Here is a 21,792-nt window from a genome sequence, read left to right as displayed (position 1 = left end):
TACCTTCAGTACACCACACCGTCACATCCTTCACAATTATAGTTAGTCCACGATTAAACCGCAACTCACGTTCATAACCTAAAGAAAAACGCCGCTTATTCTGCGGCGTTCCCTTGCTCAAGCACTTTCTTGAATCGCTTATCAAAGTCTCGGCGTTGCATGAGTACACTTGCTCCGCAGCCTTGACACTTGATGCGAATGTCCATCCCTACACGTGTGATTTGCCAGCGGTTCGTCTTGCAGGCATGTGGCTTTTTCATTTCCACAACATCGTTCAACGCATAAGTTTTACTGTGCATTTTCTGCTTCTCCTCCTTTAGGAGCTGGGTTCGGCGGTAACATGACCGTCCGTGGGTACGGAATTTCAATGCCTCGTTGGTCGAATCCTGCCTTCAACTCTTTATGCAAAATCCGTCCAGCTGCGAAGTGTTGAGTCGGTGGTACTTCTGCCATCAAGCGATAGACGACTTCCGAAGCTCCAAGTGATTGTACACCGGCGAGTGTGATCGGTTCGATGAAGAGGTCGTGATATTTCGCCTCAACTTCTTTTGCGATCTCTTTAATCGCCGACTCGACACGCTCCATATCCTCTTCATAGGCGACACCGACATCGACAACCGCCACACTATTTTCAAGCGAATAGTTCGTCACTTGCATAATTTGTCCGTTCGGAATGATAGAAACTTGTCCGTTCAACCCTTTTAGTTTCGTCGTTCGAATGCCGACCTCGATGACGACTCCTTCGACCTGTTGATTCAAACTGACATAATCCCCATTTTTATATTGGTTTTCAAAAATGATGAATGCGCCCGTAATGACGTCCTTCACCAAACTTTGTGCACCGAATGAAATCGCAAGACCTGCGACCCCGGCCGATGCGATCAAACCGGCGATATTGACGCCGAACTGTCCGAGCACCGTCAGGACCATGATCAACCCAATCACGTAACGAATCGTGTTTTGTGCGAGTTTTAATAATGTTTCATTTTGACGTTGAGCGACAATGTCATGCTCTTTTATTTTCCGAAGCGTAAACACGCGTTCGACCATCGTCGTCAAGATTCTTGTCGCAATGTATAAACCAAGAATGATGAGCGCTACCCCAGCGAGCTTAATCCCCAAGCCAATCCACATGTCTGTATCTTTAAAGTACTCCACGAATTGGTTCACGCTATCCATCGTTTCGTCTGCCACCGTGCTTAAATCTTTTTCTGTATTTTGCGAAGCCATCTTTTCACCTCAAAGTCGTAGATTCTAAATCATCAAAACATATTTCACGACTTTTCTCAAACGCCGCATTCGGAAGTTTAGAAGTTTTCCACTTTTGGGAATGGGTTAATACGAGATCAATCCCCTAACTGCAACTAGGAATAGGCAGCTCAGAAGAGAGGATGAGATTCATGCCGTTTCGCCTAAAACCTCATAAACCATACTCTTTCTTCATTGAACACACTGAGCGGAGTGGATCCAGATTACTTGCGGACCAGCTTCATGAACAGTTGGTCAATGAAACCCATCGCCCCATCGTCCTTGTTTGCATCGGTTCAGATCGTTCGACCGGTGATTCACTTGGTCCACTCGTCGGAACGTTTTTAGAAGAACGTCGCATTCGTAATTTACACGTATACGGTACGTTGACGAAACCCGTACACGCGCTAAATTTAGTAGAAACATTACATGAGATTCAAACGCGATTCCACCAACCACTCATCATCGCCATCGATGCCTGCCTCGGACGACTGTCGAGTGTCGGCTACGTTTTCTTCTCCGAAGGACCTCTTGCCCCAGGTGCAGGTGTCCAAAAAGAACTCCCTGCAGTCGGCGCTTATAATATCAAAGCCGTCGTGAATGTCAGTGGGTTCATGGAAATGATGATTCTACAAAACACACGTCTCCATCTCGTATACGAACTCGCCCGCTTCATCACGGAAGGCTTTGTCGATTTTGATTCACGCATCGGACGCCTTCATCAAGAAGAAGCCGCGATCACAAGGCTTCGTCAGTCACGGGACGAGTCAAAGTCTTGAGGAGACAACAGCGTAAGTAGTTGTTCTAAATCGTCTTGTGAAAAGTACTTTAATTCTAAGACCCCGCCCTTTCGGCGAGGACGAATCGACACATCCATTTGAAGACGCTCTGCAAGCACCGCTTCGACCGCTTCGATATCTGCGTTCGATTGCTTCAGCGTCTTTTTTGCTGTGCGCTCTTTTTGTAAGTAACGCTCGAGTCGACGTACCGTCCAGTGCTCAGCAATCACCCGTTTTGCAATCTGTTCCATCGCCTGTTCCGATTTCATGCCTGTAATCGCCCGTGCATGACCCATCGTCAAATCCCCGACCATGACCGCGTGCTGGACCGCGCTCGGTAAACGAAGCAAGCGCAAACTGTTCGTCACATGACTTCTGCTTTTTCCGACCCGATCTGCCAGTTGCTGTTGCGTCAGTCCGAGCGTCTGCATCAATTGCTCGTAGGCGACTGCTTCTTCGATGGCGTTCAAGTCGGCCCGCTGAATGTTTTCAATCAATGCCAACTCCATGACGCGATCCGAGTCCGCCGTGACGACTAAAGCGGGAATATCTTCTTTACCGGCGAGTTTTGCCGCTTGGAATCGTCTTTCACCGGCGATGATCTCATAGTACCCGGTCGCTTTTCGAACAACGATCGGCTGCAACACACCATACCGTTCAATCGACTGACGCAATTCTTCTAGCTTTTCCACCTCAAATTGTTTACGTGGTTGGTTCGGGTTTGGGCGAATGAATTTTAAAGCTAATCGTTCCATCTACAAACCTCCTTCATCGTATGAAAAAGCACGGACTCATTTTTGAGGCCGCGCTTTCGGGATGCGAATTCGAATTTCAACAAATTCCTCTTCGTCTACTTCTTCAGTTTGGACATCAATCCCTGTTTTCCCAATCAAATCGATCGAGTCACGAATCGTATTGATGGCGATTCGTGTATCACGCGCAAAACTCTTCGTTCGACGACGTTGCTTTTTCGGCTTACGTTTTTCTTCTTCGATTGGTGTTGTCAAAAAGGCGACTCGTTCCTCAGTCTCTTTGACGTTGTAATCCTGTTCCAACACTTCCACGAGCACTTGGAGCTGTAACCCCTCTTCTTTTAATGGCAAGAGTGCACGGGCGTGTCGCTCGTTGATGCGACGATCACGAAGCGACTGCTTCACGTCCTCAGGCAACTTCAACAGTCGCAACTTGTTCGCAATCGTAGACTGGCTCTTCCCTAAACTCTTCGCTAACGCATCTTGCGTCAATCCGTTCAAGGCGAGCAACCGGTCATACGCCTCCGCCTCTTCAATCGGACTCAACTGCTCGCGTTGTAAGTTTTCAATCAATGCGAGCGCAGCCGTCGTATCATCATCCATATCGCGAACAATTGCCGGAATCGCCGACCAGCCAAGCGATTTCACGGCTCGGAAACGGCGCTCCCCTGCGATGATTTCATAGCAGTCCCCGTCTGCCTTTCGAACCACGATCGGTTGAAGCAGTCCATGTTCCGAAATCGTCGTTGCCAACTCTTCAATTTTTGCCGGTTCGAATACTTTACGCGGTTGATATCGGTTCGGACGCAATCGTGACAACGAGAGCTCCTGCACCGTGTCGTCCGCTCGAACTTCCGCAATCTGCGTCACGGCAACTTCATCTTTTCGATTCACACCGAACAATTTCGCAAATCTATTCTTCAACGTCGGGCACCCCTTTTATGTAAAAAAATAAGCAGACTCCACCACTGGAATCTGCTTTTGTTTCACGTGAAACGACATCATCAGATAAGTGGCTCTTTCGCCGGGGTTCCCGCTTTACGCGGATATTTCCCGGGCGTTTTTCGTAGTTTATCTACAACTACGATATTACGCTCACTCATCTCTCCTGGCAATAGGAACTGGTGTGTCGCTTTTTCTTTCCCACCTAGAACAGCCAACGCATTTTCAGCGTCTTTCATCTCATCAGAAACTTTAGCCGCCTTAAGCGCGACAAAGCTTCCGCCCACTTTCGTGAGCGGCAGGCAATACTCAGCCAACACTGTCATGCGGGCAACGGCTCGCGCTGTGACGACATCAAACTGTTCGCGGAATTTTTTATTTTTCCCAAACTCTTCGGCACGACCATGATGGAAAGCGACACCTTCGAGTCCGAGGGCAAGAGCCAACTCATTCAAGAACGTGATGCGCTTATTCAATGAATCAATGATCGTGACATGTAAGTGAGGGAATAAAATCTTAAGAGGAAGACTCGGGAATCCCGCTCCCGCCCCTACATCACATACCGTTTCGACTTGCGTGAAGTCGAAGTGAAACGCTGCGCTGAGCGAATCGTAAAAGTGTTTCAAATACACTTCTTCCTGGTCCGTGATGGCCGTCAAATTCATTTTTTCATTCCATTCAACGAGCATCTCGAAGTAGCGCTTGAACTGAGCGAGTTGTGTCTCGTTCAGTTCAAATCCTTTAGCCCGTAACGCTTCAATAAATTGAGATTCGTTCATCGTTTCACTCCACCGTCGCATATTGTCCTTGTTCGATATAGACGAGCAAGATTGACACGTCTGCAGGGTTTACGCCCGAGATTCGTGACGCTTGTCCGATCGAAAGTGGACGAACTTGTTTTAATTTTTGTTTCGCTTCTGTCGCAAGACCGCCGATCGCATCGTAATCTAAGTTCTCTGGAATTCGTTTTTCTTCCATGCGCCGCATCTTCTCGACTTGTTCGAGTTGTTTTGAAATATAGCCTTCGTACTTCACTTGAATTTCGACTTGCTCTTTTACTTCGAACGACAGCTCGTCCATGGATGGGACGACCGTCATGAGCGCCTCATACGTCACTTCTGGACGTTTCAACAAGATGTTGGCATGCGTCGCTTCTTTCAACGGATGTGCACCGACTGATTCAAGCATCGCGTTCACTTCAGGTGTCGGTTTGACGACAAGTGAGGCGAGTCGCTTTACTTCTTTTTCAATCGCTTCACGCTTCTCATTGAGATGTGCATGGCGTTCCTCTGAAAGTAAGCCGATCTCGTGTCCGATGTCACTGAGGCGTAAGTCCGCGTTGTCGTGACGTAACAAGAGGCGATACTCGGCACGTGATGTGAGGAGACGATATGGTTCGTTCGTTCCTTTCGTCACCAGATCATCGATCAAGACACCGATATATGCTTGGGAACGATCAAGGATGACAGGGTCTTTACCAAGCACTTTGCATGCAGCGTTGATCCCTGCCATGATTCCTTGTCCTGCCGCTTCTTCGTAGCCACTCGTTCCGTTGATTTGTCCCGCTGTAAAGAGTCCAGGGACTGCTTTCGTTTCAAGGGTCGGCCAAAGTTGCGTCGGTACGACCGCATCGTACTCAATCGCATAACCAGGACGCATCATCTCTGACTTTTCAAGACCCGGGATCGTCCGAAGCATTTGGTGTTGAACGTCTTCTGGCATACTCGTCGAGAAACCTTGAACGTATACTTCTTCTGTGTCGCGTCCTTCTGGTTCTAAGAAGATTTGGTGACGCGGTTTGTCATTGAAACGTACGACTTTATCTTCAATCGATGGACAGTAACGCGGCCCTGTACCTTTGATCGCACCTGAATACATCGGTGAACGGTGTAAGTTCTCATCAATCAACTGGTGCGTGCGCTCACTCGTATACGTGAGCCAGCATGGGATTTGTTCGATCGGATTCAAATCAGTCGACGTGTACGAGAAGAACGATGGGTTCTCATCCCCCGGCTGAACCTCAGTCTTCGAGTAATCGATGGTCTTCCCATCAATCCGCGGCGGAGTCCCTGTTTTGAATCGAACCAAATCGAGACCGAGTTCTTCTAAATGTTTCGACAGCTCGACCGATGGCATTTGGTTATTTGGACCACTCTCGTATGCCAATTCACCGATGATGATTTGACCTCGCATGAACGTTCCTGTCGTGACGATGACCGCTTTCGCGCGATATTCTGAACCCGTGTTCGTTACCACGCCACGCACTTCTCCATCTTCAACGAGCAATCGTTCGACAAGTGCCTGACGAAGCAATAGATTCGGCTCGTCTTCTAGCACTTTCTTCATATGATTTTGGTATTGGAATTTGTCCGCCTGTGCACGTAACGCACGTACCGCTGGACCTTTCGATGTATTAAGCATCTTCATTTGGATGTACGTCGCATCAATCGCACGCCCCATCTCTCCGCCGAGCGCATCGATTTCACGTACGACGATTCCTTTCGCCGGTCCGCCGATTGACGGGTTACAATACATGAACCCGACCATATCAGGGTTCATTGTCAGCATCGCTGTTTTGGCACCCATTCGAGCTGATGCGAGTGCCGCTTCAATCCCTGCGTGTCCGGCCCCGATGACGATTACGTCATATTCGCCTGCCGTATAAGCCATATTTGTTCCTCCTTATTATTTCCCAAGACAAAACTGTGAAAAGAGCTGGTCAATCAAGCTCTCTTGTACCGTATCTCCGTTGATTTCACCGAGCGTATCCCACGCTCGACGTAAATCGATTTGGACCATATCAATCGGCATATTCATGACAGCACTACCGAGCGCCTCATCAATTTGACCAATCGTTCGTTTGATCAACTGAATGTGTCGAGCGTTTGAGATATATGTCATATCTTGTGACTCGACGCCTTTTGCAAAGAAGAGGTTCGCGATTGCCGCTTCAAGCGCATCGATTCCCTCATCTAGTAAGAGCGACGTCGCCACGATTGGACGTCCTGCCGCTAGTTTCTCTAGCTTAGAAGAATCCATGTTTTGTGGCAAGTCTGTCTTGTTGATGATGATGATCGCATTCATCCCTTTGACCGCCTCAAACAACGCCTCATCTTCGACCGTCAATCCTTCATGCCCGTTCAAGACGAGAAGAACCAAGTCCGCCGCTTCCAACGCCTTCCTTGATTTTTCTACACCGATGCGTTCAACGATATCTTCCGTCTCACGAATACCGGCAGTGTCCACCAATTTGAGTGGGACTCCTTTCACGTTGACATATTCTTCAATCGTGTCACGTGTCGTTCCGGCAATTTCAGTGACAATCGCTTTCGTCTCCTGCACGAGCGTATTCATGAGCGAGGACTTCCCGACGTTCGGTCGTCCGATAATCGCCGTAGCCAAGCCTTCACGCAAGATTTTTCCTTGTCGCGCCGTTTCGAGCAACTCCTCGAGGATACGTTTGACTTCGCCCGCTTTCTCTTCGACGATCGCTTGCGTCATCTCTTCCGCGTCATACTCTGGATAATCAATATTGACCTCGACTGCCGCAATCGTCTCGAGCAATTGTTGACGGAGTTCGCGGACGAGTCGTGACAGCCGACCTTCCATTTGAGACATCGCGACGTTCATCGCCCGATCGGTTTTCGCCCGAATCAAGTCCATGACCGCCTCTGCTTGTGACAAATCGATTCGACCGTTTAAAAAGGCGCGTTTTGTGAACTCGCCCGGTTCTGCCAAGCGGATGTCGGGTTGGTCGAGAATGAGTTCAAGGACACGATTGACCGCAACGACGCCTCCGTGACAATTGATTTCGACGACATCTTCTCGTGTAAACGTCTTCGGCGCCCGCATGATACTGACCATGACTTCATCGACGACTTCGCCCGTGTCAGGACGCTTTAACGTACCGTAATGAATTGTATGTGAATCGACCGTTGTTAAGTCTTTTCCAGAAAACACATTGTTCACCGTTTCGACCGCCAAATCGCCTGATAATCGGACGATGCCAATGGCACCTTCACCCATCGGCGTCGAAATCGCTGTAATCGTGTCAAACTCTAGCATCTTTCTCCCTCCAAACCTAAACCATCTTCTTCTATCATATGCATAACGAACCTACTATACACGATATTCGACTTGAACGAAAGAGTTCACCCGTCGATGAAGTCATTGCAGTTCCTATCATTATTTTCGTACAATAAAGGAATATATTGACAGAGAAGAGAGGGTATACACATGAAGCAACTAGAAGCGATTCAAATCATCACGGAACGATTAGAACAGGATGAAGCGGTTCAAGCGATTTTTATGAAAGGCTCATTCGGTCGTGGAGAAGCCGATGAGCATTCAGATATCGATCTTTACGTGATGGTAAACGCAGATCAGGAAGAATTGTTTTTATCGAGACGACTCGATCACCTTCGTTCGTATCGACCTGTTCTGTTGAAAGACGACATCTTCATAGTCGCCCCTCAACTCATTGTGGTATTCGATGATTTTCTTCACCTCGACTTATTCACTGTCACAAAAGAGACGTTGAATCATCAAGACTCGATCCATATCCTCTATGATCCGCACCAGCTCCTCACTGCACATGAAAGTTCGTTACAGATTGAAGAAGAGTCGACAAGTGATCATGCCTTCGACACCGTTTGGTTCTTTTTCCAATATACGAAATCACGAAGTCGTGGCAATGACATCTGGGCAACCGAGATGCTGCGGCAAGGGATGGTTCATTTCGCGTACGTTTTGGCCGCGCACCATACGCCCGATCGAGCCTCACTTGGTTTGAAAGACGTATCACAACGAAACGAAATCGACTTACGCTTCTTTTATGAACAATTGACCCCAATGAATCATGAAAACGCCGCTCGAGTCTATATCGAGCGACTCAAAGAAGAACAACCTTTCTTCCAATCATTATCGGGATATAACGTGTTCGGACCGTTTATGGAACAGTTGCATCAACGAGAAACAAACCGCCCTTGAAAAAGGACGGTTTGTTTTTTTAATATCTTGCATGTCGCTTCGTCGAACGAATCGTGAAATAGAGGAATAGTTCTAGAATTGCAATGGCGATGAGGATTCCACCGAACAGTTGGAATAAGACAAGTAGGCTACTGAACGGATTCGTGAGCATAAGAATCCCGACGCCAATCCATAATATACTTCCAATTAAAAACCAGAGCCATCGTCCTGCCATCGATTGGCGGTAACCGAGTGCCTGAATGAGGCGAATGATCCCTCCAAATAAGAACAGTGCTCCGATTAAAATCGGGAGAAGACTAGCTAGCGTCTCAGCGAAGAAAAAGACGACCGCTGCCAAAATCAAATAGATGAGACCCATAAAGAAAGCCGGTGGTAACCCACCCTGTCGTCTACGAACCCCTTGAAACATCATCCATACGCCCATGATCGCCAAGTATCCCGCAATCACGTACACCATGACGTCAAAGAAAAATCGAGGGTACAGTAGAATAAGAACACCGAGCACAAAGTAAATGATTGCTTGCCATAACGTCGAACGTTCTACACGATGAATAAATGCCTCCATGTTTCTACACCTCCGTTTACCCGTTTCTTTCATTATTCCCGTCTCATCAAACTACAACCCTACAAAAAAAGCTGAGTGTCAGATGACACCCAGCTTAACGATTATTTACGTTTTTTCTTTTTGTTTTTCTTCTCTTCTTCAGCAAGTGCTGCACGCTCTGCTTCTTTCGCGGCAATTTTTGCTTCTGCTGCTACCTTCATCTTCTCACGCATCGGGAGCATGATTGCCATCGTGACGATGATCGAGATGATATAACCGACTACCCAGTACAATGAAAGGGCGGCTGGAAGGTTGATCGACATGATGAAGATCATGACCGGGAAGATATAGAGCATCATCTTCAATTGTGGGTTCTGTTCTTGACCCGCCATTGAGATTTTCTGTTGAACGAACGTCAAAATCGCCGCTAAAATCGGCAAGATGAACGTCGGGTCCGGAGCTCCAAGGTCGAACCATAAGAAGTCCGCTTCGAAAATCTCAGGTGTACGACGAATCGCATCATAGAATGCGAAGAGAATCGGCATTTGAATCAAGATTGGCAAACACCCTGCGAGCGGGTTGATTTGGTATTCTTGATAAAGTTTCATCATCTCTTCTTGGAGTTTACGCTGTGTTTCTTGGTCTTTTGAGCTGTACTTCTCACGAAGCTTCAACATTTCCGGTTGCAAGACTTGCATGGCACCCATACTCTTCGTCTGTTTGATCATGAGCGGGAGAATCAATAAACGAACGATAATCGTTGCGATAATGATTGAAATCCCATATTGCCACGGGCCACCGACTAAATAAGCAACTTCCTTCAAAAGCCATGCGAGCGGCCATACAAAGTACTTCGCCCAGAAACCTTCTGTGTCAGCCGTAATTGGTTCGGCTTGGATGGTAGACGGATCCACACAGCCTGCCATCAGCATAATGACCGCAGTCATGGCAGCGAGTAATCCTAATTTTAGCTTTTTGCTCATAGTTCCTCCTACGCTTTCTTTATCAATTCTTTTTTAACGCACACGTCGATCGGGCAATCTTATAAGACTCTAATTATATGAGAGAACAAATTCAGATTGTCATGGTCACCGGCCTTGCTTTTGCCAAACTTTTGACCGTTTGAATACGTGTTTCAAACTCTCGGTCACTTCCGACTGCGTCAGTGCAGTCGCAGGCTTCCGAGCGATGATGACATAATCATTCGGCGCAACGTTCGGTTCGAGCAAGCGAAGCGACTCACGCATCAATCGTTTCATGCGGTTTCGTTCCACAGCATTTCCAAGCTTTTTGCTGACAGAAAGACCCACTCTGAAATGCGCTTGATCCGCTTTGAGCGTGTAGACGACAAACTGACGATTGGCCACGGAGCGTCCTTCGCGAAACACCGCTTGGAACTCTTCATTCTTTTGCAGGCGGTATTCTTTTTTCAAAATTCTCACTCCATCCTTCGCTTCAAAAATCGTCAACTAACATCATATCATATCCACATCATTTGAACGAGGGAGAATCCATGAAATGCTACGTTTCTGTGACAAACTAAAAAATTGCCCGAGGAAAGGATCCCCGGGCAATCTTCATTCGAAATTATACAGTCAAGGCTTTACGGCCTTTACGACGACGAGCAGCAAGAATGTTGCGACCGTTTTTAGTCGCCATGCGTGCACGGAATCCGTGGACTTTCTTACGCTTACGGTTGTTAGGGTTGAAAGTTGGTTTCATGGTTACAGCACCTCCTCAAGATTAACGCTCTATTAGCAAGTTATAGTTTCATTTAAGGCAGTCTTTAATATTATATAAATCGAATCAACAATTGTCAATGTATTTTCGAACGGTTTTCGAATCAGATAAATTACGTGATCGAGAGGCATCATTTGGGATGGTTCAACTTTGTCTAGAACGGCTTATATGAATCCAGATTGACACGAAACCTTTACGTATTTCTTAAACGGTCTTTATAAATAGCGATGTTGAGCCATTTTATCCACATATTCACGAAGTTATCCACATTTATATGTGAATAACTCTTCTTTTTTCACATCCGAATTCTTCATTTTTTCATTTTCTTCTTTTACAAAAACTTTTCTTCCCTTCACTTCCTCCTCTTTTGTGTATAACTTTTTCACTCTCTTATCTCTCATAATCTCTTTATCCACAACATATCCACAGGTTATCCACAAAACACACAGCATGTGGATAAGTGAGTGTGGATACTTTTCTTTATCTGTGGATAAATACCAAAAAGCATTGCCACGTCTATTTTATTTTGCTAAACTGAATGTGCACAAACTTGTGGATGAACAATTCGTGATTCCAAGATATACACAGGCTGTGGATAAGTGTTATCCCCATAATGAACACCATGTGGATAACTTTATCCACAGTTTTTGTTCTCTGGGGATAACCCTAGTTTCTACTATAAAATAGTGTATGTGTATATCGTGTGAATAAGTTTTACCAAACATGTGAGTAAAGGAGGTCTTTCATTGAAGAATGCTCGCGAGATTTGGAGAAACGTCTTATCTGTAATTGAAGAAGAGGAACGAACTCCAAAAGCTAGTTTTGACATGTGGTTGAAATCAACCGAAGGGATATCATTGATGGGAACGACACTCGTTGTGTCGGCACCTGCCAGTTTTATCGTTACATGGTTAGAGCGACAGTACTTGTCACTTTTACAAGATACGGTCGAAGAAATTACGAACAACAAGCTCGAAATTCATTTTATTGAAGAATCTCAAGCACACAAGTATGCTCCAGCTGATGGATCGTCACACGAATCCATTGCCGTGACGGAAACAAGAGAACAGCCCTTACCATTACCTTCAAAAGAGGAAGGGGATCTCGGACAGCTGAATGACAAATATATCTTTGAGACGTTTGTCATCGGATCGGGGAACCGATTTGCCCACGCCGCATCACTAGCTGTCGCTGAAGCGCCGGCACGTGCATATAACCCACTATTCATTTATGGGGGAGTCGGACTCGGCAAAACGCATTTGATGCATGCAATCGGTCATTATGTAAAAGCTCAAAAACCAGGAGCGCGCATTGCATATGTCTCGTCTGAAAAATTTACGAATGAATTCATTAACTCAATTCGAGACAACAAAACTGGGGAATTCCGCAATCGCTATCGGAATATCGATGTATTGCTCATTGATGACATTCAGTTCTTAGCCGGGAAAGAACAAACGCAGGAAGAGTTTTTCCACACGTTCAATGCGCTACACAATGATCAGAAACAAATCGTCATTTCAAGTGATCGACCACCTAAAGAAATCCCGACGTTAGAAGATCGTCTGCGTTCACGTTTCGAGTGGGGACTCATTACGGACATCACACCACCTGACCTTGAAACTCGGATTGCGATTCTTCGTAAAAAGGCGACTGCTGAAGGTCTCGATATTTCAAACGAGGTCATGCTTTATATCGCAAATCAAATCGATACGAACATCCGTGAGCTAGAAGGGGCATTGACACGCGTTGTCGCTTACGCAAAACTAGTTGGGCGACCAATCGACCCAGACGTAGCAGCAGAAGCGCTTCATAATATCATGCCAGTCCAAGAAGCGAAAAAGATTGTCATTCGTGACATTCAAGAAGTTGTCGGTCAACACTTCAACATTCAAGTAGAAGAATTGAACTCGAAGAAACGTACAAAAACGTTAGCATTCCCACGTCAAATCGCAATGTACCTGTCTCGAGAAATGACAGAGAGTTCATTGCCGAAAATTGGGGAAGAGTTCGGAGGGCGTGATCATACGACTGTTATTCATGCGCATGAGAAAATTAGTACGCTTCTGAAAAATGATGTGGAAATGCAAGAGACGATTCAAACGTTGAAAAAGGCGCTTTCAAACTAATAACGGATTCTCTGTGGATATCCTGTGGATAAACCACCTTAGTTATCCACAAGTTATTCACAGGCTAAATGGCTTTGTACGTATGCTTAAGGGGACTTATCCCCAGTATCCACAGCCCTTATTACTATTATGACTTAATTAATACTATTATTATCATTAGTAAAATGACTCATTTCACCTTAGGAGGAATTATCCACATGCATTTAACGATTCAACGAGATGTATTCATGCAAGCCGTACAAGACGTATCAAAAGCTGTGGCTTCACGAACGACTATTCCAATTTTGACAGGGTTGAAGCTTGAAGCACATGCAGATGGTTTAACACTGACAGGAAGTGATACTGAAATTTCGATTGAACGTTTGATCCCAATCGAAGAAGGTGGAATCGAACTCATTCAGATTCAACGCGCTGGGAGTGTCGTGTTAAACGCACGCTTCTTAGGAGAAATCGTGAAAAAGTTGCCGACGAACGAAGTTACACTCGAAGTGTCACCGAACTTTATGACACGAATTGAGTCTGGCCAAGCAGAATTCCACTTAAACGGTCTCGACCCGGACGAATATCCTCGTCTCCCAGAACTTGCAAGTGACCGTCGTTTCTATCTACCAGCTGATCTCTTGAAGACGATCATCCGTCAGACAAGTTTCGCTGTTTCATCGCAAGAAACGCGCCCTGTTCTAACGGGAGTCAACTTCTCTGCTGAGAAAGGCTTCCTCACATGTGTGGCAACAGACAGCCACCGCTTGGCACTTCGTCGTGCCCGCTTTGAGACAGATAACGACTTAACGTTCCAAAACGTCGTCGTCCCAGGTCGTTCACTCAACGAATTGGCTAAATTACTCGACCGTGAAGAGTTGCCGATTGAAATCGTACTGACGGATCAGCAGATTTTGTTCCGAATGAAAAATATCTCGTTCTTCTCTCGTTTGTTAGATGGTGCGTACCCAGACACGTCACGTCTCATCCCGGAAGAATATCGTACAGCGGTCCGCATGAATGCAAAAGAATTCTTGCAAGCCATCGACCGTGCGTCACTCTTGGCACGTGCCGACCGAAACAACGTCATTAAATTTGTCGCGGAAGATACAACAGCAGTAGAAGTATCTTCACATTCACCTGAAGTCGGTAAAGTGTCTGAGCGTGTCAGCATTTTATCGCTTGAAGGGGAAGAATTGAAAATCTCCTTCAACTCTAAATTTGTAATGGATGCGCTTCGTGCGCTCGATGCATCTGAAATCGAAATCCAATTCACGGGTTCGATGCGACCGTTCATTTTACGACCGGTTGAACAAGATAGCGTTCTTCAACTGATTTTGCCAGTCCGCACATCGTAAGCAGCGGATAGGGATGATGAGGTGTCTGACCTTGTCATCCCTTTTTTGCCTTATTCGACGATTTTCGATAAACTAATATGTATGGCGATTTTTTCAGATCAGCATGTGAGAAAGGAAGTGACGACATGGAAAAAGTGTCGATTACAACCGAGTATGTGACACTCGGACAATTTTTAAAATTAGCAGATATCATCTCAAGTGGGGGACAAGCAAAGTTCTTTTTAGAAGATGTCATGATCAAAGTGAACGGTGAACAGGACCAACGCCGTGGCCGTAAATTGAGAGATGGAGATACGATCGAAGTCGAAGGCTTCGGTGAATATCAAATCGAGGGAAACTGACGTGCATTTAAAGTCGATCCGATTGCAAAATTATCGCAACTACGAAACCCTCGAGCTAGATTTCTCAGAACAGACGAATGTTCTAATTGGTGAGAATGCCCAAGGAAAAACGAATCTTCTCGAATCGATTTACGTACTTGCGCTCGCAAAGTCGCATCGGACGACACAAGACCGAGAATTGATCGGTTGGGAAGCTGATGCCGCAAGTATCGAAGGACGGATTCATAAGCGTACCGGCGAATCGGTGCAGAGTCTCTCATTTTCTCCTAAAGGAAAAAAAGCAAAGCTCAATCATTTAGAACAACGTCGTCTCAGTGACTATGTCGGCGCATTTAACGTCGTCTTGTTCGCCCCTGAAGACTTAGCCATCGTCAAAGGCAGTCCACAAGGGAGACGGCGATTTTTAGATATGGAAATCGGTCAGGTCAGTCCCGTGTACTTACACGAGCTCAATCAATATTTGAAAACGTTAAAACAACGAAACGCCTTATTAAAGCAGTTATCCACAAAGGGTGGGGATGAGACGTTACTTGAAGTGTTGACGGACCAATTGATTGAACTCGCCGTGAAAATTGTGATGAGGCGCTATCATTTCATTGATCAACTCGAAAAATGGGCCAATCCGATTCATTCAGGGATTACACGAGAGTTAGAAACACTGACGATTCAATACGTTTCTGACACGTTCCAAAAAGAACGTTTCTCAAAAGAACAGATGTTTGAAACGTATCGTCAAAAGTTTGATAAAATAAGAGAGAACGAACGACGAAGAGGTGTGACCTTATTTGGTCCGCACCGTGACGATTTTGAATTGTACGTAAACGATCGAAACGTTCAAACGTTCGGTTCACAAGGTCAGCAACGAACGGCTGCCTTGTCATTGAAGCTAGCTGAAATTGAATTGATTCATGAAGAAGTGGGCGAATATCCTCTTTTGTTATTAGACGATGTGTTATCTGAACTTGACGATCATCGCCAAACCCATCTACTCGATACGATGGGACGAAAAGTACAAACGATTTTGACGACAACAAATATTGATGGAATCGCACACGAAACCATTCAACAAGCCAAAGTGTTTCACGTGAAACAAGGTGAAGTCGAAACAGAATCCGTGTAATCGTGGTAAGAAGGAACACCAAATCATGTATAGTAGGTGAAAATAACCGATGAGTAATGAAAACGAAAAAGAATTGCAAGCGTACGGCGCCGATCAGATTCAAGTTCTTGAAGGCTTAGAGGCTGTCCGTAAACGTCCAGGTATGTATATCGGTTCCACAAGCTCTCGCGGTCTCCACCATTTGGTATGGGAGATTGTCGATAACTCGATTGATGAGGCGCTTGCGGGTTATTGTGACACGATCACAGTAACGGTCGAGCCAGGAAACTCAATCGTTGTCGAAGATAACGGACGCGGGATTCCAGTCGATGTCCAAAAGAAAACAGGTCGACCTGCCGTTGAAGTTATTTTCACGGTATTGCACGCTGGCGGTAAATTCGGCGGTGGTGGATACAAAGTTTCCGGTGGTCTACATGGTGTAGGGGCGTCGGTTGTTAACGCACTATCGACGAAACTTGAAGTGTTCGTTCGTCGCGACGGAAACGTGTACTATCAATCGTTCAAACGTGGCGTTCCGCAAGGCGAACTCGAAATCGTCGGGACGACAGATACGACAGGAACGACTGTCCGCTTCTTCCCGGACGGCGATATCTTCCAAGAAACGCTCGAGTATGACTTCGATTTGTTGGCAACACGTCTTCGTGAGCTTGCCTTCTTAAACAAAGGGCTACGGATTGTCGCAAAAGATGATCGTAGCGATGAGACGATTGAACGCAATTATCACTACGAGGGTGGAATCAAGTCCTACGTAGAGCATTTGAACCGTTCAAAAGCATCGATTCATGAAGAGCCTGTGTATGTACATGGTACAAAAGACGGGATTGAAGTAGAGATTGCCCTTCAGTACAACGAAGGTTTCGCAAGTAACATCTACTCATTCACGAACAACATCCCGACACATGAAGGTGGAACGCACGAGACTGGATTTAAAACAGCGCTCACACGTTCAATCAATGATTATGCGAAGCGATTCGGATTGATGAAAGAGGCCGACGGCAGTCTTTCAGGAGATGATGTCCGTGAAGGATTGACGGCGATTGTCTCCGTCAAACACCCGTCTCCTCAGTTTGAAGGACAGACGAAGACGAAACTGGGAAATGCCGATGCTCGTACGGCGACAGATACGTTATTCAGTGACACGTTCGAACAATTCTTGCTCGAGAACCCATCAGTCGGTCGTCTTATTGTCGACAAAGGATTGATGGCAGCACGCGCACGCCTTGCTGCGAAACGCGCACGTGAGATGACACGTCGTAAAGGTATTCTCGAAGTCAGTTCATTACCAGGGAAATTGGCTGACTGTTCGTCGAAAGACGCTTCGAAATCTGAACTATACATCGTTGAGGGTGACTCAGCGGGTGGTTCGGCGAAATCTGGTCGTGACCGTCACTTCCAAGCAATCTTGCCGATTCGCGGGAAAATCATCAACGTCGAGAAAGCACGTCTTGATAAGATTTTGGCCAACCAAGAAGTTCGGACGATCATCACGGCTCTCGGAACAGGGATTGCGGATGAGTTCGATTTATCAAAAGCACGTTACCATAAACTGATCATCATGACCGATGCCGATGTCGACGGAGCGCACATTCGTACGCTGTTGTTGACGTTCTTCTATCGCTATATGCGTCCACTTGTGGAAAGTGGATACGTCTATATCGCTCAACCACCGCTCTATGGTGTGAAGCACGGTAAAGAAACGATCTATGTTCAAAACGAGCGAGAGTTGCAAGCGACACTCGCACAACTTCCTGAAAATGCACGTTATAGCGTTCAACGTTACAAGGGTCTTGGAGAGATGGATCCTGAACAGTTATGGAATACGACGATGAACCCAGAAACGCGTTCGATGCTTCGTGTCGATCTTCAAGATGCGATTGAGGCAGATGAGATTTTTGAAACGCTCATGGGTGACAACGTCGAACCACGCCGTGACTTTATTCAATCTCACGCCCATTACGTGAAGAACCTCGATATTTAATAAGAAGGGTAGGCAATAACGAATGGCAGAACAAGAAAATATCAAGGATATAAATATTAGCCAAGAGATGCGAACGTCGTTCATGGACTATGCGATGAGCGTCATCGTATCACGTGCCCTTCCGGACGTGCGTGATGGTTTGAAGCCGGTTCACCGTCGTATTTTGTATGCGATGAACGAGCTCGGGATTCGCGCGGACAAGCCACATAAGAAGTCGGCGCGTGTCGTCGGGGACGTTATCGGTAAGTACCATCCACACGGTGACTCAGCCGTTTACGAAACGATGGTTCGTATGGCTCAAGACTTCAGTTATCGTTATGAATTAGTCGACGGTCACGGGAACTTCGGTTCAGTCGATGGCGACTCGGCCGCTGCGATGCGTTATACCGAGGCACGTATGTCCAAAATTGCAATGGAACTCGTACGAGACATTGGCAAAAACACAATCGATTACCAACCGAACTTCGATGGTGAAGAAAAAGAGCCGGTCGTTCTTCCGGCTCGCTTCCCGAACTTCCTTGTCAACGGGACGAGCGGGATTGCAGTCGGTATGGCAACGAACGTGCCTCCACATAACTTGAATGAAGTCATCGATGGGGTGTTGGCTCTTTCTCATAACCCGGACATCACCATCGCCGAATTGATGCAGCACATCCCAGGTCCTGACTTCCCGACAGCGGGAGAGATTTTGGGACGTAGTGGAATTCGTCGTGCGTATGAGACTGGACGTGGATCGATTACGATGCGTGCGAAAGCCGAAATCGAAACGTTGAAAAACGGCCGTGAACGAATCCTCGTTCATGAAATCCCATATCAAGTCAACAAGGCACGTCTCGTTGAGAAAATTGCGGATTTGGTACGTGATAAAAAAATCGAAGGAATCACAGACTTACGTGATGAATCCGATCGTAACGGAATGCGTGTCGTTATCGAAGTTCGTCGAGACGCGAATGCAAGTGTGATCTTAAACAACTTGTATAAGCAAACGCCGATGCAGACGACGTTCGGGGTGAACATGCTTGCCCTCGTAGGCGGTCGCCCGAAAACGTTGAACATCAAACAAGCAATCTATTACTACATCGAACACCAAAAAGAAGTCGTCCGTCGTCGTACGCAATTCGATTTGGATAAAGCAGAGGCACGTGCCCACATCTTAGAAGGACTTCGTGTTGCCCTCGATCACTTGGATGAAGTTATCGCTATCATCCGTAGTACACGTACTGGTGACGAGGCGCGTGAGAAGTTGATTGCCCGCTTCGGACTTTCTACTGAGCAAACGCAAGCGATTTTAGATATGCGTCTTCAACGATTGACTGGTTTGGAACGCGAAAAAATCGAAGGCGAGTATCGCGAAGTGAAAGCACTGATTGAGGAGCTTCGTGCGATTCTTGGTGATGAGGAATTACTCCTTGATATCATTCGGAACGAGTTGCTTGAAATCAAAGAGCGATATGGTGATGCACGTCGTACCGTGATTCGTACGGATATCGTTGAACTTGAGGATGAGGATTTGATCCCAGTTCGCGACATGATGATCACGCTCACGAGTGAAGGATACATTAAATCAATTCCATCCGATTCATATCGCGCACAGCGTCGTGGTGGACGTGGGAAACAAGGGATGGGGACGAATGATGAAGACTTCGTACTTCGTTTGCTGTCCGCGTCAACACATGACACGATTCTCTTCTTTACGAACTTTGGACGTGTCTTCCGCCTCAAAGGATACGAAATTCCTGAGATGAGTCGTACCGCAAAAGGAATGCCGATCATCAACTTGCTTCAAATTGATAAAGGTGAAAAAGTCGAAACGATGATTCCTGTCGATTTCAACAGTTACCTGGCAAACCAAACGGTAGCAGAAGATGCGCAAAACGAATCGGAAGAAGAAGTGGCAGACGAACAATTGTCTCTCGTCTTCATTACGAAAGAAGGTTTGATTAAGCGTTCGCCACTTTCGGCATACGCCCGAATCAACAAAAATGGTCTTCGTGCCATCAGCTTGAATGAAACAGATGAGCTCGTTACCGTCCGCTTGGCGAAGAGCGATGATGAAATGTTGATTGTCACACGCCAAGGAATGTCGATCCGTTTCCCTCTCGAAGGAGAAGTTCGCTCGATGGGACGTACGGCACGTGGTGTGCGCGCGATTCGTTTGAAGAAAGACGATGATTTGGTCGTCTCAATGGAAATCGTTCGTACGACGCAAGACGTCTTGATCATCACGGAAAAAGGATTTGGAAAACGTACAGCCATGGAGCAGTTCCGTACACAAGGTCGTGGTGGTTCCGGAATCATCGGAATTAAAACAGATCGCGGAACGGTCGTTGGAATGCGTGTCGTTGATGAAGATGATGACATCATGTTGATGACTGAACATGGCGTTGCCATTCGTATCGATTCACAAACCATCTCTCAGATGGGCCGTAGCACACGTGGTGTGAAAGTGATGAACATTGAAGATGGCGATCGTTTAGCGACAATCGCAAAATTGAAAAAAGATGAGTTAGAAGAGGAATCAGCAGTCGATTTGGAGAATGGGTTTGAGGATGAAGCACCTGAAACCGACGAATCGTCTGATGTGAATGAGTAAGACGAAAGGTCGAACGGTGTTTCCGTTCGACCTTTTTCATATATAGGAGGGATTCGCGTGCGTTTGAACTTATCCGCTGTACATGTTGGCATGACGTTATTGTCACCCGTTTCTTCCTTAGAAGCAGGAACCCATTTAACGAATGAACATTTGCGTTTACTCCGTTTCTTAAAGATCGAAGCTATTGATGTTGCACCAGTTGAACAAACAATCTTTACTTCTATAGAGGAAAGGTGTCTTTGTGAACAGGTTCTTCAATATGAGAAACATTATAATCAGTGGGAAGAGCGAATCGCCCCGAACCCATATGAAGGTCTAGAGTTCGTTCATCAACTATTTCGTCAAGAACTGCCGCTTTCGGCAGTCGTTCATTTTTTTACACATCAACCGTTGCGAAAAAACCACGTCATCTACCATGCGATCTATCGAGCACTCGTTGCTCGCACATTATCAAAGTACCGAGGCGATGAACATCAACTTCAATTTGATTATGGAATTGCTTCTTATTTTGCAGATGCGAGTTACGCTAAAATTAGAAAATGGTCTCATATGCGTTATTTCACGAAAATGGAACGTGAACTACTATACCAACATCCACTCGTCTCAGCTGCTATGCTTCCGAGTAATCAAACGTTACGGGGACGTGTCTATCAATTGATCACCGAGCATCACGAACGTTTAGATGGGTCTGGGTTCCCAAACCGTCTAACCGAGCGTGAGTTGAATCCCGCGTCGCCTTTATTTATTGTTGCGGACCGTTTTTGTCAGTTAACGGCACCCCGAACGTTTCGGAAACCACTTTCACCAGAAGAGGCGTACTTCTATATGTGGCAAAACAAAGCCTACGATGAGGAAGCTTTGACGCTTCTCGCTACATTGCTCGGGTTTTATGAAATCGGTCGACCTGTTTTATTAAGTAGTGGAGTGCGGGGGAAAATTCACGCCTACACGAATCGTATTGAGCGACCTGTCATTATAGAAGATACAGACAGGACAGAATACGATTTATCACGGTTGGCCGAAGTAAAAATTATATCGTTTCAATAAGAGATAACTGGCGATTCCTTGCATCGAAAATAATAGGAATCGTCTTTATTTATTCTTTTTTAAAAAACTTTATTTTTATAGTTGACGGATATAAAGTCAGGTGCTATTATAAATGAGTCGCTAAGAGCGGCAGACGAACTTTGAAAACTGAACGATGAGGTAAAAATAAGTTTTACAATTTTTGAATGAAGCGCAAGCTTCGTCAATTTAAGAGCTATATCAAATTCTTTGGAGAGTTTGATCCTGGCTCAGGACG

21 protein-coding genes are annotated in these 21,792 nt (G+C 46.1%); 9 read left to right on the top strand and 12 right to left on the bottom strand.

What is annotated here, in order from left to right:
- Positions 1-95: 95 nt before the first annotated feature.
- On the bottom strand, positions 96-299 hold the full coding sequence (locus KNO85_RS10700) for a DUF951 domain-containing protein (RefSeq protein WP_214696523.1): 204 nt from the start codon (positions 297-299) through the stop codon (positions 96-98).
- Positions 289-1,230 (bottom strand): mechanosensitive ion channel family protein, encoded by a 942-nt coding sequence (locus KNO85_RS10695; RefSeq protein ID WP_214789939.1) that lies wholly within the window; start codon positions 1,228-1,230, stop codon positions 289-291. The genes KNO85_RS10700 and KNO85_RS10695 overlap by 11 nt, the downstream gene beginning before the upstream one ends.
- 170 nt (positions 1,231-1,400) lie before the next feature.
- Between KNO85_RS10695 and yyaC the strand changes: the two genes are divergently transcribed.
- Complete coding sequence (gene yyaC / locus KNO85_RS10690; RefSeq protein WP_214789937.1) at positions 1,401-2,027, top strand: spore protease YyaC; 627 nt, start codon at positions 1,401-1,403, stop codon at positions 2,025-2,027.
- Here the strand turns inward: yyaC and KNO85_RS10685 are convergent.
- The 5 genes from KNO85_RS10685 to mnmE form a co-directional block, all read right to left on the bottom strand.
- Positions 2,000-2,782 carry a ParB/RepB/Spo0J family partition protein gene (locus KNO85_RS10685; protein ID WP_074034048.1) on the bottom strand — a complete coding sequence of 261 codons (783 nt, stop codon included), beginning with the start codon at positions 2,780-2,782 and terminating at the stop codon, positions 2,000-2,002. The genes yyaC and KNO85_RS10685 overlap by 28 nt on opposite strands.
- A gap of 36 nt (positions 2,783-2,818) precedes the next feature.
- Positions 2,819-3,703: a nucleoid occlusion protein gene (noc, locus tag KNO85_RS10680; RefSeq protein ID WP_074034050.1), complete on the bottom strand. Its 885-nt coding sequence runs from the start codon at positions 3,701-3,703 to the stop codon at positions 2,819-2,821.
- A gap of 80 nt (positions 3,704-3,783) precedes the next feature.
- Positions 3,784-4,500 (bottom strand): 16S rRNA (guanine(527)-N(7))-methyltransferase RsmG, encoded by a 717-nt coding sequence (gene rsmG, locus KNO85_RS10675; protein ID WP_214789935.1) that lies wholly within the window; start codon positions 4,498-4,500, stop codon positions 3,784-3,786.
- 4 nt (positions 4,501-4,504) lie between these two features.
- Positions 4,505-6,391 carry a tRNA uridine-5-carboxymethylaminomethyl(34) synthesis enzyme MnmG gene (mnmG, locus tag KNO85_RS10670; RefSeq protein WP_214789933.1) on the bottom strand — a complete coding sequence of 629 codons (1,887 nt, stop codon included), beginning with the start codon at positions 6,389-6,391 and terminating at the stop codon, positions 4,505-4,507.
- Between the two features lie 15 nt (positions 6,392-6,406).
- Positions 6,407-7,786, bottom strand: a complete 1,380-nt coding sequence (mnmE, locus tag KNO85_RS10665; RefSeq protein WP_214789931.1) for a tRNA uridine-5-carboxymethylaminomethyl(34) synthesis GTPase MnmE — start codon at positions 7,784-7,786, stop codon at positions 6,407-6,409.
- A gap of 171 nt (positions 7,787-7,957) precedes the next feature.
- On the opposite strand from mnmE, the gene KNO85_RS10660 reads away from it, so the two are divergent.
- Positions 7,958-8,710 (top strand): nucleotidyltransferase domain-containing protein, encoded by a 753-nt coding sequence (locus tag KNO85_RS10660; RefSeq protein ID WP_214789929.1) that lies wholly within the window; start codon positions 7,958-7,960, stop codon positions 8,708-8,710.
- A gap of 19 nt (positions 8,711-8,729) precedes the next feature.
- Here the strand turns inward: KNO85_RS10660 and KNO85_RS10655 are convergent, their stop codons facing one another.
- The 5 genes from KNO85_RS10655 to KNO85_RS10635 form a co-directional block, all read right to left on the bottom strand.
- Complete coding sequence (locus KNO85_RS10655; RefSeq protein ID WP_214789927.1) at positions 8,730-9,275, bottom strand: HdeD family acid-resistance protein; 546 nt, start codon at positions 9,273-9,275, stop codon at positions 8,730-8,732.
- A gap of 101 nt (positions 9,276-9,376) precedes the next feature.
- Positions 9,377-10,237 carry a membrane protein insertase YidC gene (gene yidC, locus KNO85_RS10650; RefSeq protein ID WP_214696490.1) on the bottom strand — a complete coding sequence of 287 codons (861 nt, stop codon included), beginning with the start codon at positions 10,235-10,237 and terminating at the stop codon, positions 9,377-9,379.
- 105 nt (positions 10,238-10,342) lie between these two features.
- A complete protein-coding gene (gene rnpA, locus KNO85_RS10645) occupies positions 10,343-10,687 on the bottom strand; it encodes a ribonuclease P protein component (protein ID WP_214700767.1) in 345 nt (114 codons plus the stop codon).
- Between the two features lie 154 nt (positions 10,688-10,841).
- The gene (gene rpmH / locus KNO85_RS10640; protein WP_015880216.1) at positions 10,842-10,976 is read right to left on the bottom strand and encodes a 50S ribosomal protein L34; all 135 of its coding nucleotides are present in this window, start codon (positions 10,974-10,976) and stop codon (positions 10,842-10,844) included.
- A 278-nt stretch (positions 10,977-11,254) separates the two neighbouring features.
- On the bottom strand, positions 11,255-11,410 hold the full coding sequence (locus tag KNO85_RS10635) for a hypothetical protein (protein ID WP_214789925.1): 156 nt from the start codon (positions 11,408-11,410) through the stop codon (positions 11,255-11,257).
- Between the two features lie 330 nt (positions 11,411-11,740).
- Between KNO85_RS10635 and dnaA the strand changes: the two genes are divergently transcribed.
- The 7 genes from dnaA (at position 11,741) to KNO85_RS10600 (ending at position 21,536) form a co-directional block, all read left to right on the top strand.
- On the top strand, positions 11,741-13,120 hold the full coding sequence (gene dnaA / locus KNO85_RS10630; protein ID WP_214789923.1) for a chromosomal replication initiator protein DnaA: 1,380 nt from the start codon (positions 11,741-11,743) through the stop codon (positions 13,118-13,120).
- A gap of 197 nt (positions 13,121-13,317) precedes the next feature.
- The gene (gene dnaN / locus KNO85_RS10625; RefSeq protein ID WP_026824743.1) at positions 13,318-14,457 is read left to right on the top strand and encodes a DNA polymerase III subunit beta; all 1,140 of its coding nucleotides are present in this window, start codon (positions 13,318-13,320) and stop codon (positions 14,455-14,457) included.
- 125 nt (positions 14,458-14,582) lie between these two features.
- Positions 14,583-14,798: a S4 domain-containing protein YaaA gene (yaaA, locus tag KNO85_RS10620; protein ID WP_015880213.1), complete on the top strand. Its 216-nt coding sequence runs from the start codon at positions 14,583-14,585 to the stop codon at positions 14,796-14,798.
- Position 14,799: 1 nt separating this feature from the next.
- Positions 14,800-15,918, top strand: a complete 1,119-nt coding sequence (recF, locus tag KNO85_RS10615) for a DNA replication/repair protein RecF (protein WP_074034078.1) — start codon at positions 14,800-14,802, stop codon at positions 15,916-15,918.
- Positions 15,919-15,967: 49 nt separating this feature from the next.
- Positions 15,968-17,896, top strand: coding sequence for a DNA topoisomerase (ATP-hydrolyzing) subunit B (gene gyrB, locus KNO85_RS10610; protein WP_214789921.1), 1,929 nt, complete (start codon positions 15,968-15,970; stop codon positions 17,894-17,896).
- 22 nt (positions 17,897-17,918) lie between these two features.
- Complete coding sequence (gene gyrA, locus KNO85_RS10605) at positions 17,919-20,489, top strand: DNA gyrase subunit A (RefSeq protein ID WP_214789919.1); 2,571 nt, start codon at positions 17,919-17,921, stop codon at positions 20,487-20,489.
- Between the two features lie 57 nt (positions 20,490-20,546).
- Positions 20,547-21,536: an HD-GYP domain-containing protein gene (locus KNO85_RS10600; RefSeq protein WP_214789917.1), complete on the top strand. Its 990-nt coding sequence runs from the start codon at positions 20,547-20,549 to the stop codon at positions 21,534-21,536.
- Positions 21,537-21,792: the final 256 nt, after the last annotated feature.

This window comes from Exiguobacterium sp. s124, from assembly GCF_018617485.1.
GTDB lineage: Bacteria > Bacillota > Bacilli > Exiguobacteriales > Exiguobacteriaceae > Exiguobacterium > Exiguobacterium aestuarii.
The sequence above is the reverse complement of the archived record's forward strand: the minus strand, read 5'-3'. Positions and strand labels throughout refer to the sequence as shown.